Source organism: Thiothrix litoralis (assembly GCF_017901135.1).
GTDB lineage: Bacteria > Pseudomonadota > Gammaproteobacteria > Thiotrichales > Thiotrichaceae > Thiothrix > Thiothrix litoralis.
Genome location: NZ_CP072801.1, coordinates 3,746,250 through 3,760,614 on the forward strand (window position 1 = coordinate 3,746,250; position 14,365 = coordinate 3,760,614).

Here is a 14,365-nt window from a genome sequence, read left to right on the forward strand (position 1 = left end):
GTGTTTCAAGTTCCGTAATAATCCGGTTCATGACCGGCTTTCCATTTGATATTGCAGCCGAGTGACGCTTTTTGGTCAGCAGGCGGGTACATATGATCCAGCAGTCTATCGAGTGCATGGCGTAGGTCATTACCTGTTACCGGAACATCGCTGCTGGGGCGAGCCTCATCGAATTGCCCACGGTAAAACAGTTTATGGTGTTCGTCGAACAGGTATAAGTCGGGGGTACAGGCTGCCTGATAGGCTTTGGCAACGGCTTGCGATTCGTCGTACAGGTAGGGGAAGGTGTAGCCGTGGTTATTAACTTCTTCGACCATCTTTTCGGGGCTGTCGTCCGGGTAATTGGCAACGTCATTGGCGTTGATGGCGACGACGGCAACGCCGCGTTCCTGATAGTCCTTGGCGAGTTGTGCGAACACTTCTCGGATCAGGATGACATAGGGGCAATGGTTACAAATGAAGGCCACTAACAAGGGCTTGCCTGAAAAATCCTGACGCGTAACGATTTTCCCGCTGGCTGGTGCTAGCAGGGCAAAGTCGGGTGCTTCGGTACCGAGTTCCAACATGGTGGAAGGGGTGCGAGCCATGGCTGCCTCCTTTAATTCTGACTGTGGTGGTGAGGATTAATGATTATACGCAAATTGCAGGGACAAGTGACAAATTCCCTGATTTTCTGTTTATACTGCTGCACTGCAATATAAATGGGTGGAGGAAGTGGACATGGCGGCACGTTACGAAGACTTGGGCAATGGTGTGTATTGTATTGATACTGACCTCTACCGTCCGCAAATGGCGGCGTGCTATCTGGTGCGTGAAGGTGATGCGGCCGCTTTCGTCGACACTGGCACATACCACACCATTCCCATGCTGATGGAAGTGTTGGCGGATCTGGGGTTAACGGCTGAGCAGGTGCGTTACGTCATCCCCACTCATGTGCATCTGGATCATGCGGGTGGGGCGGGTGAGCTGATGGCGCGTTGCCCGAATGCCACCATGCTTGTGCATTCTAAGGGTGCGCCACACATGATTGATCCGTCACGTTTGCAGGCGGGGGCAACGGCGGTTTACGGTGAGGAAGGCTTTGCCAAGGATTACGGCAAACTGATTCCAGTGCCTGAAGAGCGGGTGGTGATTGCGCAAGATGGTCAGGCAATTGATCTGAATGGTCGCACCTTGATGTTCATCGATACACCGGGGCACGCCAATCATCATGGCTGCATTTTCGATGAGCAGAGCCGTTATTGCTTTACGGGCGATACCTTCGGGATTGCTTACCGCGAATTTATCACGGATCAGGGGCCGTGGATGTTTGCACCCACCACACCTGTGGCCTTTTCCCCGCAAGATTGGCAACGCAGTCTGGATAAGCTGGCAGCGTTGAACCCGGCGGCGATGTTATTGACGCATTACGGGCGGGTGACGGATGTGCGGGGGCTGCTGCCAACATTGCGTGCCAGCATTGATGCTTTGGCGCAAATGGCGCTGGCGGAGGAAAATGCACCAGAAGGGCGCGTTGATACCCTCAAAGAGCGCATTTTTTGTACCTGGCTTGAAGAGATAGGTGCTCATGGGGTTGCCCTTCCCGAAAGGGATAGCCGCGAATTACTGGCTGTGGATGCGGCTCTGAATGCTCAAGGGCTGGATGTCTGGTTGCAACGTCGGGCAAAGGCCAAAACCTGAAGTATATTCAGATAATTACGAATAACCCAGTAATAAAATCAACTAATTCTTTATCAGTATAGCGATATATAACAATATAATAATATACTTTAAATATAAGCATTTACAGACGCTATTGATACAATTTCCTTATGATACAGAAGAAACAAACTCATTGGTTTGCGCCCTAAAAGTGTATAAAGTGTGCGTGGTTCAAAATTTCAAGCAAGTGGCTAATGAAATTTTTCTATAATGAATAGAATTAGTGTTGGTCACTTGAAAATCTACACAAGATTTGGCGGGTACCACACACTGACGGGAGATTGGCATGATCAAGCCTCATGGTTCTGATGAACTGAATCCATTATTCGTATATGACAGTGCTGAAAACGAAGCGCTGCAGAAAGAAGCAGAAGGTCTTACTTCAATCGTAGTCAGCTCTGCGACAGCAGCGAATGCTGTGATGCTCGGCGGTGGCTACTTCAACCCGCTGACTGGCTATATGAACAAGGCAGATGCGCTGTCAGTCGCTGCAACTATGCACACCACTTCTGGCCTGTTCTGGCCAACACCCGTGCTGAACCTGCTGGAAGATGCTGGCAGCATCAAGGCCGGTGATCGTATTGCATTGAGAGACCCCAACGTGGAAGGCCATCCGGTACTGGCCGTGATGGATGTCAGCGGTGTCGACGAATTCACCGATGCAGAAATGGCCACCATGACCCAGCAGATTTATCGTCCTGCTGAAGGTGAAGCGCATATCGGTGCAGATACCTTCAACTCCCAAGGCAAGTTCTGCCTGTCAGGGGCGATCAAGGTACTCAACTTCTCTTACTTCCAAAGCGAATTCCCGGATACTTTCCGTACTGCTGTTGAAATCCGCAACGAAATTACCGAGCGCGGCTGGAAAAAGGTTGTTGCCTTCCAGACCCGTAACCCGATGCATCTGGCACACGAGGAACTGTGCCACATGGCGATGGATCGTCTCGGCTGTGATGGCTTGGTCATCCACATGCTGCTGGGCAAGCTGAAGAAGGGCGATATTCCCGCCCCGGTACGTGATGCCGCCATCCGCAAGATGGTTGAGCTGTATTTCCCGCCGAACAGTGCGATGGTTACCGGTTACGGTTTCGACATGTTGTATGCGGGGCCAAAAGAAGCGGTATTACATGCCGTATTCCGCCAAAACATGGGTGCAACACATTTCATTATTGGTCGTGACCATGCCGGTGTTGGCGATCATTACGGTGCATTTGATGCTCAGGAAATTTTCGATAATGAAGTGCCTAAAGACGCCCTTGATATCGAAATCTTCCGCGCAGACCACACCGCTTACTCCAAAAAACTGGATAAGGTTGTGATGATGTGTGAAGCACCCGATCATCAGAAGGATGATTTTGTACTGCTTTCTGGTACCAAAGTTCGTGAAATGCTGGGTCAGGGCATTGCACCACCCAAAGAGTTTTCGCGTCCTGAAGTCGCCCAGATTCTGATCGATTATTATCAAAGTGAGAACAGTTAAGTCTGTTTAAAGTATCTCTGGTGCAGTCTGAGCTTTGAGGAAAGGGCAACAGGCTTCACTGGTTGAGTTCTGTGACCATATGTAGCAATACAATCAATTTCAAGGAGTTACACAATGCCTACGTTTGTACGTACTGACAAATGTGATGGCTGCAAAGGCGGCGACCGCACCGCTTGCATGTACATCTGCCCCCACAACCTGATGAAGCTGGACGTTGACGGTTCTGCGACAGGCCACGCGATGAAAGCGTATAACCAAGAGCCGGATCAATGCTGGGAATGCTATTCCTGCGTTAAAATCTGCCCTTCCAACGCGATTGAAGCACGTCACTATGCTGACGTTGTACCACTCGGCGGTTCTGTACAGCCTTTGCGCGGTCAGGATTCCATCATGTGGTCTATCAAATTCCGTAACGGCACCATGAAGCGTTTCAAGTTCCCGATCCGTACTACCCCAGAAGGTTCCATTGATTGCTACGGCGGCAAGCCGAAAGCTGATCTGGCTAACCTCGGTAAAGCCCTGTTGACGCGTGATGTCATGGGTGGCTACCGCGCTGGCAACCCGGCTGAACTGATTTGCAAGTAATTGGTAAATCACAAGACACGCTTCGTTATTAACTCTTAAGTATTGAGGAAACACAAATGGCAGGTACATTTGGTAATCCAGAGGTTGTCCAAGAAGAAGTTGACATCCTCATCATCGGTGGCGGTATGGCTGCGTGTGGCGCGGCGTATGAAATCATGCCTTGGATCGGCGCTGCAAAAGAAGCAGGCGTTGACATCACCGTTAAGCTGATCGACAAAGCAGCAATGGATCGTTCTGGTGCCGTTGCACAAGGTCTGTCTGCGATCAACACTTACATCGGTCCAAACCAAGATCCAGCGGACTACGCTCGCATGGTTTCCAACGACCTGATGGGCATCACCCGTGACGACTTGGCTTACGACTTAGGCCGTAACGTTGACGATTCCGTGCATTTGTTTGAAGAATGGGGTCTCCCCATCTGGAAAACAGTCAACGGCGAGCGTTTTGACGGTGCTACTTGGCCTAAAGAAGGCGGCAAGCTGTTGAAAGACGGTGGCGACCCTGTTCGTTCCGGTAAATGGCAGATCATGATCAACGGCGAATCCTACAAGTGGATCGTTGCTGAAGCTGCGAAAAAAGCATTGGGTTCTGACAACATTCAGGAACGTGTTTTTATCGTTAAGCTGGTCAATGATGCTAACGACAAAAACCGCGTGGCGGGTGCTGTTGGCTTCTCTACCCGTGAAGACAAAGTATACGTTTACAAATTCAAGGCTTGCCTGCTGGTAGCCGGTGGTTGCGTAAACATCTTCCGTCCACGTTCCGTTGGTGAAGGCCAAGGCCGTGCATGGTACCCAGTATGGAACGCAGGTTCCACCTACACCATGGCTGCTGAAGCCGGTGCAGAACTGACCATGATGGAAAACCGTTTCGTTCCAGCCCGTTTTAAAGACGGCTACGGTCCGGTTGGCGCATGGTTCCTGCTGTTCAAAGCGCAAGCGACTAACGCCTACGGCGAAGTCTACATGACCAAGAACAAAGAATTGTTGAACGACTATCCTCCGTATGGTCAGGCAGCGGTTCCAGCATCTTGCTTGCGTAACCACTTGATGCTGAAGGAAATGAAAGAAGGTCGCGGCCCCATCTATATGGATACCGTTACCGCTTTGGCTAAACTGCGTGAAACACTGTCTCCTCGTGAAGTGAAGCATCTGGAAGCAGAAGCTTGGGAAGACTTCCTTGACATGTGTATCGGTCAGTGCGGTATCTGGGTGGGTGAAAACATTGAACCAGAGAAGAAAAACTCTGAGTTGATGCCTACTGAACCGTACCTGCTGGGTTCACACTCAGGCTGCTGCGGTATCTGGGCTTCTGGTCCTGAAGACGTTGGCGCTCCGACTACTGAAGAGCATCCTGAAGCAGACAAAATTCCTGCTCACCTGCCACAAGGCTGGAACTGGGGCTACCGCTCCATGACCACAGTACGTGGTTTGTTCACAGCGGGTGACGGCGTTGGCGCTTCTGGTCACAAGTTCTCTTCTGGTTCACACACTGAAGGTCGTATGTGTGCACAGTCTATGGTTAAGTTCGTTATGGACAACAAAGACTGGGTTCCTACACTGGACACTTCTGTAGAAGATCTGGTTAACGAAATCTATCAGCCAGTGCGTACTTTCCTTGAGCACAAGGATTACACCACGGCGATCGACGTAAACCCACACTACATCACGCCACGGATGTTGCAGTTCCGTCTGCAAAAAATCATGGATGAATATGTAGCAGGTGTTGCCACTTACTACACTACCAACGGTCACATGCTGGCGGTAGCGGAAGAAAAGTTGGGTATGCTGAAAGAAGATGCGCAGAAAATGCGTGCAAAAGATCTGCACGAACTGCTCCGCGCATGGGAAAACTATCACCGTATCCTGACGGCTGAAGCGCACATGAAGCATATCCAGTTCCGTCAAGAAAGCCGTTACCCTGGTTTCTACTACCGTATGGACTACAACCTGGTAGACGAAGAAAACTGGCATTGCTTCGTAAACTCTGTTTACGACAAAAACACCAAGACTTGGAACGTGTTCAAACGCGCCCACAAAGACTTGGTTGACAAGTCCAAGCTGTTCAAACCTGCTGCCCATTAATAAAGGGTTGCTTGGAAACAGCTCTAAACCTTACTATCGGGTTTAGGCCAAATCAGGGCATCTCATGATGCCCTGATTTACATCTACGGTAGTAAATCTTGGAGGAGATCACCACATGAAAGTTATCCTGTTAGGCGGCCCCGGTGCTGGCAAAGGCACACAAGCTGGGTTCATCAAAGAAAAATATAATATTCCTCAAATTTCTACGGGCGACATGTTACGTGCCGCTGTCAAGGCTGGCACCGCAATGGGTGTCGCAGCCAAAAAAGTAATGGACGCAGGCGGTCTGGTTTCTGACGAAATCATCCTCGGTCTGGTCAAAGAGCGCACGGCTGAAGCCGATTGTGCCAATGGTTTTTTATTCGACGGTTTCCCGCGTACTTTGGCTCAGGCCGAGTCCCTGAAAGCCCAAGGTGTTGATATTGACGCGGTGGTTGAAATCGCGGTTGATGACGCTGAAATCGTGCGCCGCATGAGCGGTCGCCGTGTTCACGTTGCCTCCGGCCGCACTTACCACCTTGTATTTAACCCACCCAAAGTTGCAGGCAAAGACGATGAAACCGGCGAAGACCTGATCCAGCGTGCTGATGATGCGGAAGAAACCGTATTGAAGCGTCTGGAAATTTATCACGCCCAAACCGCACCCCTGATCGGTTACTACACTGACTGGTCAGCCTCTGGCGATGCCAAAGCGCCACGTTATATCCGTGTCGAAGGTGTTGGTTCGGTTGACGCTATCCGCGACCAGATTTTCGCGGCATTGGGTTAATCGGGAAGTCCCCCCCATCCCCAGCCCTTCCCCCGCAAGGGGTGAAGGGAGTAAAGAGGAATGCAATGAGTGCAGTTCAAGAAAAAGTGGCCGCCGGTAAAGTCGTCGAGTTCAGTTACCGCATTACTGACCGCCATGGCGAGGTCGTGGAACAGGTCGACTTGCCGTTGAGCATGGTGTTCATGCGCCATAACCGCCTGTATGACGTGGTGGAAAAAGCCTTGGTAGGTTGCCGCGTCGGTGATGAAGTGTCGGTCGGTGTTCCCGCTGCTGAGAGTGCGTGGGGCGAAGCCGACGCCAACCTGATTCTGGTGCAAGACATTGAGCATGTCCCCCCGCCTTATCGCCAGATTGGTCAGGAAGCGCAATTTCAGGCCGAAAATGGCGAAATCAAAACCTTCCGTGTGACCAGAGTGACAGCAGATTCCGTGACGCTGGATGGCAACCACCCGTTTGCAGGCCAGACCATGACCTTCCACGTCAAGGTGCTTGCGATTCGCGATGCCAGCAAGGATGAGTTGTTACACGGCATTGCCTCCGGCGCACCTGACAGTGTTGGCGGTGCGACTATCCATTAAACCATTAAACAACCCACAAAGGTGGCAAGTATATGGCAATCCCGGATTTGACCGATTTAGAAAAATCCATCATCCAGCAAAGTATTAACGAACGTTGGCGCAAGGGCGGCGTTGTTGCCGAAGAAGTCGAAGTGGAATTACGGCTCTTCAAGGGTGACCGCGAAGTAACCCCATGCCCGGCCATGTATTGGGAACATGAAGGTTGTACCTTTCTGGTTGCCAAGACGGGCGAAAGTGCGTATCGCTCGCAGTTTTTCTATTCCGCCAAAGAACAATTCAGTACAGGCATAGAAGAGTACACCGATCTGGGCGATTGCGTGCTGTTCCTGCTGCGCTTGCAAGCCGACCACGAGAGCGAACGCTTAAAGAATTTCCCCACCCGTTAGTTAGTTTGATAGACATCATTTGAGAGATTACTAAGAGGAGTTGTGTATGACCGTCAAGAATGCTTTTTACGCACAGTCCGGCGGCGTGACCGCTGTGATCAATGCTTCCGCTTGCGGCGTGATTGAAACCGCCCGCCAGCACGGCGACAAGATCGGCACGGTATACGCCGGTCAAAACGGTATTATCGGCGCATTGCTGGAAAACCTCATCGACACCAGCAAAATTTCTGCGGCAGATGTCGCGGCGCTGCGTCACACCCCCTCCGGTGCTTTTGGCTCTTGCCGTTACAAGATGAAAAGTCTGGAAAAGAACAAGCGTGAGTACGACCGTTTGATCGAAGTGTTCAAAGCGCACAACATCGGCTATTTCTTCTACAATGGCGGCGGTGACTCGGCGGATACCTGTTTGAAAGTGTCGCAGTTGTCTGATGCAATGGGCTTCCCGATTCAGGCTATCCACGTGCCTAAAACCGTCGATAATGACCTACCTGTGACTGACAACTGCCCCGGTTTCGGTTCGGTTGCCAAGTACATCGCGGTGTCTACCCGTGAAGCCAGCTATGACGTGGCTTCCATGTGTGCAACTTCCACCAAGATTTTCGTGCTGGAAGTCATGGGGCGTCACGCGGGCTGGATTGCAGCGGCGGGCGGCTTGGCCACAGATGCCACCAACGATATTCCCGTGGTTATCCTGTTCCCGGAAATCGAGTTCAACCAAGAGAAGTTCCTGGCAACGGTTGATGCGAAAGTAAAACAGTACGGCTATTGCACCATCGTGGTGTCTGAAGGCTGCCATTACCCTGACGGCAAATTCCTAGCAGAGCAGGGCACACGTGACTCCTTCGGTCATGCGCAATTGGGCGGTGCTGCTCCGGTCGTGGCTAATATGATCAAGGATGCGCTGGGGTACAAATTCCATTGGGCAGTGGCGGACTACCTGCAACGTGCGGCGCGTCACTTGTCATCCAAGTCTGACGTAGAACAAGCCTATGCGCTGGGCAAAGCAGCGGTTGAGCTGGCGATGGAAGGCAAAAACTCGGTGATGCCAGCGGTTATCCGCGATTCCAACAAGCCTTACGCGTGGCACATCGGTGTGGGCGAGTTGAAAGACATCGCCAACGTCGAAAAAATGATGCCAGTGGAATACATCAGCGAAGATGGCTACGGCATTACCGAGGCTTGCCGCGAGTATTTGCTGCCACTGATCGACGGCGAAGATTACCCGCCATACGAAAACGGTATGCCGAAGTATGTATCGTTGAAGCATGAACTGCTGGCGAAGAAACTGCCAGCGTTTGAACTGTAATAGAAGAAACCCCTCCTAACCTCCCCTTATCAGGGGAGGAACAAGAGATTGCTCCGAACTCTTACTCCCTTCCCTGATAAGGGGAGGGGTGGGGAGGGGTTTCCCCCAAATATATTGCCTCTGTTTGCATAGCAGGGGCGTTCTTTTTATACTCTTTGTTTTCACAGATCACACCCCGGTAACCCTTATTATGGCTGAAAAACTCGACATTCCTGAGGAATTCCACAGCACCCTCGTCCCTGAACTGTTGACGGATGACACCACCATTCAGTTTGACTGTCACCCTGGTGTTTCCTGTTTCAATATTTGCTGCAAAGCGGCCGATGTGACACTCGCGCCGTATGACATCCTGCGTTTGAAAAAGCGTTTGGGGATGACCTCCAGCGAATTCCTCGATAAACATACCGTGCCGTTTGAAGTCGATGGGCAAGGCTTGCCCGGCATCAAGCTGCGTACCGATGACAACAAGACCTGCCTGTTTGTGCGTGAGGAAGGTTGCAGCGTCTACGAAGACCGCCCGGCAGCGTGCCGCTATTACGGGCTGGGTTTGCTGTCGCACCGTGCGGCGGACTCCTCACAAGACGTGCAATTCTATTTCCGTAACAAGGAAGCGCATTGCCAAGGCTGGAATACCGAAAAGGTCATGACTGTGCGCGATTACCGCGCGGCACAAGGCGTGCCCGAATACGACGAAATCAACCGTGAGTGGATGCAGTTGATGCTGAAAAAGAAATCAGCAGGCCCCGCGATTGGCAAGCCTGATCCGCTCAGCTACCAGTTGTATTTCATGGCCAGTTTTGACATTGACCGCTTCCGCCGTTTTGTGGAAAGCCCCGCTTTCTCCAAGGTTTATGTGATCAGCGATGAGATGCGTAACGAATGGCAGGATGACGTGGTGCTGCAACGCTTCGGCTTCCGGCTGTTGCGTCAGGTGTTGTTTGATGAGCAGACCATTCCTACGCATGAAAACATTCTGGAAAAGCGTTGGGAAGAGCGCAAGGATATCATCGAGTTACGCCACAAGGCCGCTGTTGACCTGCACCTGCAACGGGCAGAGGCAGAGCGCAAGGCTGCACTGGAATCGAGCGATGACGGCGCGGCTGGCTGAGTAGCAAATAACGAAAAAATGGCAATCTGTCTGACAGTTGTCATTTAAACGGGATATTGGGCTTCCTTCTTACCCGAAAACCTGTATAGTCACACTTTTTACAATATCGTTTCTATCGAGTCTGCGGGTATTTTGCCTACATCCTCTTGAGCGGTTTACTGAAACCTTTAGGAGGTTCTCATGGCTACTAAGCTTTACGTTGGCAACTTGCCATATTCCATTACTCAACAAACGCTGCAAGACAAGTTCAGCCAGTTTGGTGACGTGACTTCAGTCAGCGTTATCACTGACCGTGACACTGGGCAAAACAAAGGCTTTGCCTTCGTTGAAATGTCCAGCAGCAGCGAAGCCCAGAAAGCTATCGACGGCTTGAATGGCACTGATATTGACGGCCGTGGCATCAAAGTTAACGAAGCCAAGCCACAAGCACCACGCGACAATCGCGGCGGCGGCTTTGGTGGTGGTCGTAGCGGTGGCGGCGGTGGCGGTCGCTGGTAAGCAGCCCCCCTCGGCTTATACCGAATAAAAAAGCCCGGCCTTGTGCCGGGCTTTTTTGTGAGGGAAAGAAAGTGGAGAGTGATGAATATTTACTTTAATGTGGCAATAAGTTGTTGTAGTATTGGGGGATCAGCATTGCCCGGCGCGATGCAGCCACTTAACAACCCAGTTTGATCAGTTTTCTAGCAAGGCAACTTTTTATACAGCCCATTTCCTGCTAAGGGTCTCTGTAACCCACTGATTCAAAAGGCCGATTAGACACGAGCCCTCTGAAGACCGCCCTGATTTAAAAGGGATTAAGACAATCACATCCGCCAACAGTCTGGCGTATCCAGCCTCTGAAGACCGCCCTGATTTAAAAGGGATTAAGACCCGTTGCGCCCTCGACTACCGCGCCATGTTTCCTCTGAAGACCGCCCTGATTTAAAAGGGATTAAGACGTTCAGCAATGTTGCTCCATTATTCCCAAGATCTCTGAAGACCGCCCTGATTTAAAAGGGATTAAGACTTGTCATACGTCATCCTCCCAAAAGCCGAAGCCTCTGAAGACCGCCCTGATTTAAAAGGGATTAAGACGGCATACGCGGCTTCCATTGCCTCCTCTTCATCCTCTGAAGACCGCCCTGATTTAAAAGGGATTAAGACAAGATTCTATGGATCATTTCATTAGTCCTCAGTTCTCTGAAGACCGCCCTGATTTAAAAGGGATTAAGACTCAGCACCGTACCACGCATTATTTGCTCTGCGATGCTCTGAAGACCGCCCTGATTTAAAAGGGATTAAGACCCACCAACAGCGTCGATTGAATGGCAGAGTGACTCTGAAGACCGCCCTGATTTAAAAGGGATTAAGACTATTGGCAATGGCATGGCGTTGAATTGTTTTGACTCTGAAGACCGCCCTGATTTAAAAGGGATTAAGACTCAGGGAGTGGGAATAATCCACCATTAGCGCCCTCTGAAGACCGCCCTGATTTAAAAGGGATTAAGACCTGTATCTCGAACACTCCACGGGAATCTACGTTGCTCTGAAGACCGCCCTGATTTAAAAGGGATTAAGACGATTGTTAATTATTTAACCATGTTAAACAGTGAGGTCTCTGAAGACCGCCCTGATTTAAAAGGGATTAAGACCCTAATGCTTTTGCTTTTTCCTCGTTGGTTAAGGCTCTGAAGACCGCCCTGATTTAAAAGGGATTAAGACCAAAGCCATGTTGCCGCCCTTGGCATAAAGGTATGCCTCTGAAGACCGCCCTGATTTAAAAGGGATTAAGACCGTCTGAATGCGGTACACAAGGCGCGAAAACACTCTGAAGACCGCCCTGATTTAAAAGGGATTAAGACCATTGTCAACGGTCATAAGCGTGGCTGCGATTGCTCTGAAGACCGCCCTGATTTAAAAGGGATTAAGACGCGTGTTAGGCATTTGGGCGTAGCTTCTGCGAATCTCTGAAGACCGCCCTGATTTAAAAGGGATTAAGACACCGATCCTCCCTGCATTAGCCGTACCGTTCTGCTCTGAAGACCGCCCTGATTTAAAAGGGATTAAGACTCCTTGAACGTCCAGCCTAATGCCTTTTGAAGGCTCTGAAGACCGCCCTGATTTAATTGTCTGAACTGTGATTTTCATGATTATTGTGATGAATCGGATGCGGGTTATCCTCTTTAATCACACTAATCCTTTAATCATGAAAATCCCCCTCAATCCCCCTTTTTCAAAGGGGGAAGCAAGGCAATTCACTTTAAAATCAAATGGATGTGTATCTTGCTCCCCTCCTTTGCAAAAGGAGGGGCTGGGGGAGGATTTTCTTCGGCGCTTTGCGACAGAGTAACCCCGACAGTCTGTAGTCACTTGCTATCGTCAGCACACTCGGCGACAATCGCGCCCAATCATAACTGTTAGGGTATCTTGCGATGACTGTTTCTGTTGCCATTATTTCTGATACGCATGGGCATCTCGACCCGCGCATCATCGAGATCATCCGTGAGTGCGATTACGCGATCCACGCCGGGGATATTTGCGGTGAAAATGTACTAGCCGCGATGCAGCCTAAAAGTGCGATGGTGATTGCCGTAGCAGGTAACAATGAACCACGTTGCATGGTCGATTTCCCCCTGCCAGCCATCAGTGAGCTGGAATTGCCGGGCGGTAAAATCTGTATCGAACACGGGCATGAGCACGGGCATCACAGCCCTTGCCACGATTCCCTGCGCGAAAAACACCCGGATGCCCGCGTGATTGTCTACGGTCATACCCATAAAATGGTGCAGGATAAAAGTGCGTTGCCGTGGGTCATTAACCCCGGTGCAGCAGGGCAGACCCGCAACCATGGCGGGCCTTCCTGTTTGGTGCTGAGCGCGAACGATCAGACTTGGGATGTGCAAGAGTTCAAATTTGAACCCTGATCCTGTTTACTGAACGCCGAGCAACTCAACGTCAAAAATCAGTGTGGCGTTTGGTGGGATAACACCGCCAGCGCCGCGTGCGCCATAACCCATTTCAGGTGGGATAACCAGGGTGCGCTGACCGCCGATTTTCATGCCTGCTACGCCTTGATCCCAGCCCTTGATAACTTGACCGCCACCGAGTGGAAACTCGAAAGGCTGACCACGGTCACGTGAGCTGTCAAATTTTGCACCGTGCTTGTCGGCTGCTTTTTCGTCATACAACCAGCCCGTGTAATGCACAGAAACCATCTTGCCTGCGGTGGCTTCCGTGCCGTCGCCTACTTTTACATCCGTTTTAACTAAATCAACCATTTTAATGTCCGTTGCTTGTGGGGAAGGGGAAGAGGTAGCCGTCTTGTCTGAACAGGCTGCCATGAAAACGCTGGTGGAAAGAGCCATCGCCAACGTTAACAATGCGGTTGTTTTCATGTTTATCAATTCCTTGGCAAGAAAAAAGGGGCATTATGCCCCCTTTTTCCTAAACGTGCGATAAACGGTTATTTATCACTTATTTGTCGGCAATTTCACGCAGTTTCTTGGACTGGATGATATTGCCATTGAGTGCCGCATCCAGTGCGGAACGCCCAAAGGCTACGTCCATCAACTGGCTGTAGTACATGACCGGCATATCGAACTTGGTCTTGTAACGCGCGTTGATGTCATCCTGATAGATTTCCACGTTGGCTTGGCACAGTGGGCAAGGGGTCACGATCATGTTCGCGCCGCTGTCGTAAGCCGACTCGATAATGTCTTTGACCAGTGCCTGACCTTTTTCCGGCTCGGAGAACATCAGTGCACCGCTACAGCAAGCGACTTTTTTGTCGTACTTGGTGAGGGCTTCCGCGCCGAGGGTTTCGACCATTTTGTCGAGGTACATCGGGTTTTCAAACGATTCGCCGTCGATACCGAAGGGGCGGTTGGTTTGGCAGCCGACATAACCGGCGATTTTCAAACCTTCCAGCGGCTTCTTGACCTTAGAACCCAGCACGTCGTAGCCGATGTCTTCGATCAGCACTTCCACCATGTGGCGGACTTTTTTGTTGCCTTTGTATTCCAGCTTGACCGATTGCAGCGCAATATTGGTTTCAGCTTTCAGGCTAGGGTTGTGGTTCAAGCGTTCTTGCACTTCGCGGGTGTTGAGCCAGCAAGCCGCACAAGTGGCGACCACGTCCTGATCCGGGTGATGCTTTTCAGACAACGCCAGGTTACGGGCAGAAAGCGTCATGCGTGGCAATTCACCGCCGCCCGCGTAACCGATGGAAGCGCCGCAGCAGTTCCAGTCGGGAATCGGGTTAAGCTTGATGTCGAGCTCTTCGCACAGGGTTTCGACCGACTTTTCCAAGTTGGAGGAAGATGCCCCCTTCTGTGAAGAACAGCCGGGATAGTAAGAATATTCGTGTTTAGCCATTGTGTTACCTCATCC

14 protein-coding genes and 1 CRISPR repeat array are annotated in these 14,365 nt (G+C 51.0%); of the genes, 11 read left to right on the forward strand and 3 right to left on the reverse strand.

Features of this window, described 5'->3' with window-relative positions:
- Positions 1-5 precede the first annotated feature (5 nt).
- Positions 6-587, reverse strand: a complete 582-nt coding sequence (locus tag J9253_RS18105; RefSeq protein ID WP_210222259.1) for a thioredoxin family protein — start codon at positions 585-587, stop codon at positions 6-8.
- A 133-nt stretch (positions 588-720) separates the two neighbouring features.
- Here J9253_RS18105 and J9253_RS18110 point away from each other — a divergent pair, with 133 nt between their 5' ends.
- The 11 genes from J9253_RS18110 (at position 721) to J9253_RS18160 (ending at position 12,900) form a co-directional block, all read left to right on the forward strand.
- On the forward strand, positions 721-1,680 hold the full coding sequence (locus tag J9253_RS18110) for an MBL fold metallo-hydrolase (protein WP_210222260.1): 960 nt from the start codon (positions 721-723) through the stop codon (positions 1,678-1,680).
- Between the two features lie 307 nt (positions 1,681-1,987).
- A complete protein-coding gene (gene sat / locus J9253_RS18115; RefSeq protein WP_210222261.1) occupies positions 1,988-3,181 on the forward strand; it encodes a sulfate adenylyltransferase in 1,194 nt (397 codons plus the stop codon).
- A gap of 114 nt (positions 3,182-3,295) precedes the next feature.
- Positions 3,296-3,766 carry an adenylyl-sulfate reductase subunit beta gene (gene aprB, locus J9253_RS18120; RefSeq protein WP_028489677.1) on the forward strand — a complete coding sequence of 157 codons (471 nt, stop codon included), beginning with the start codon at positions 3,296-3,298 and terminating at the stop codon, positions 3,764-3,766.
- A gap of 56 nt (positions 3,767-3,822) precedes the next feature.
- Positions 3,823-5,850 carry an adenylyl-sulfate reductase subunit alpha gene (aprA, locus tag J9253_RS18125; RefSeq protein ID WP_210222262.1) on the forward strand — a complete coding sequence of 676 codons (2,028 nt, stop codon included), beginning with the start codon at positions 3,823-3,825 and terminating at the stop codon, positions 5,848-5,850.
- 115 nt (positions 5,851-5,965) lie between these two features.
- The gene (adk, locus tag J9253_RS18130; RefSeq protein WP_210222263.1) at positions 5,966-6,619 is read left to right on the forward strand and encodes an adenylate kinase; all 654 of its coding nucleotides are present in this window, start codon (positions 5,966-5,968) and stop codon (positions 6,617-6,619) included.
- A gap of 65 nt (positions 6,620-6,684) precedes the next feature.
- On the forward strand, positions 6,685-7,197 hold the full coding sequence (locus J9253_RS18135; RefSeq protein WP_210222264.1) for an FKBP-type peptidyl-prolyl cis-trans isomerase: 513 nt from the start codon (positions 6,685-6,687) through the stop codon (positions 7,195-7,197).
- A gap of 32 nt (positions 7,198-7,229) precedes the next feature.
- Positions 7,230-7,583, forward strand: a complete 354-nt coding sequence (locus J9253_RS18140) for a hypothetical protein (protein ID WP_210222265.1) — start codon at positions 7,230-7,232, stop codon at positions 7,581-7,583.
- 46 nt (positions 7,584-7,629) lie between these two features.
- Complete coding sequence (locus J9253_RS18145; protein WP_210222266.1) at positions 7,630-8,889, forward strand: 6-phosphofructokinase; 1,260 nt, start codon at positions 7,630-7,632, stop codon at positions 8,887-8,889.
- A gap of 190 nt (positions 8,890-9,079) precedes the next feature.
- On the forward strand, positions 9,080-9,997 hold the full coding sequence (locus J9253_RS18150) for a YkgJ family cysteine cluster protein (protein ID WP_210222267.1): 918 nt from the start codon (positions 9,080-9,082) through the stop codon (positions 9,995-9,997).
- 180 nt (positions 9,998-10,177) lie between these two features.
- Entirely contained in the window at positions 10,178-10,495 is a 318-nt protein-coding gene (locus J9253_RS18155) for an RNA recognition motif domain-containing protein (protein ID WP_210222268.1), read from the forward strand.
- Positions 10,496-10,762: 267 nt separating this feature from the next.
- Positions 10,763-12,046: a CRISPR direct-repeat array (repeat unit 36 nt; unit sequence CTCTGAAGACCGCCCTGATTTAAAAGGGATTAAGAC).
- 362 nt (positions 12,047-12,408) lie between these two features.
- Complete coding sequence (locus J9253_RS18160; RefSeq protein ID WP_210222269.1) at positions 12,409-12,900, forward strand: metallophosphoesterase family protein; 492 nt, start codon at positions 12,409-12,411, stop codon at positions 12,898-12,900.
- A 6-nt stretch (positions 12,901-12,906) separates the two neighbouring features.
- On the opposite strand, the gene J9253_RS18165 is transcribed toward J9253_RS18160, so the two are convergent.
- Entirely contained in the window at positions 12,907-13,371 is a 465-nt protein-coding gene (locus tag J9253_RS18165; protein WP_228291425.1) for an FKBP-type peptidyl-prolyl cis-trans isomerase, read from the reverse strand.
- Between the two features lie 79 nt (positions 13,372-13,450).
- Entirely contained in the window at positions 13,451-14,350 is a 900-nt protein-coding gene (locus tag J9253_RS18170; protein WP_210222270.1) for a CoB--CoM heterodisulfide reductase iron-sulfur subunit B family protein, read from the reverse strand.
- Positions 14,351-14,365 lie beyond the last annotated feature (15 nt).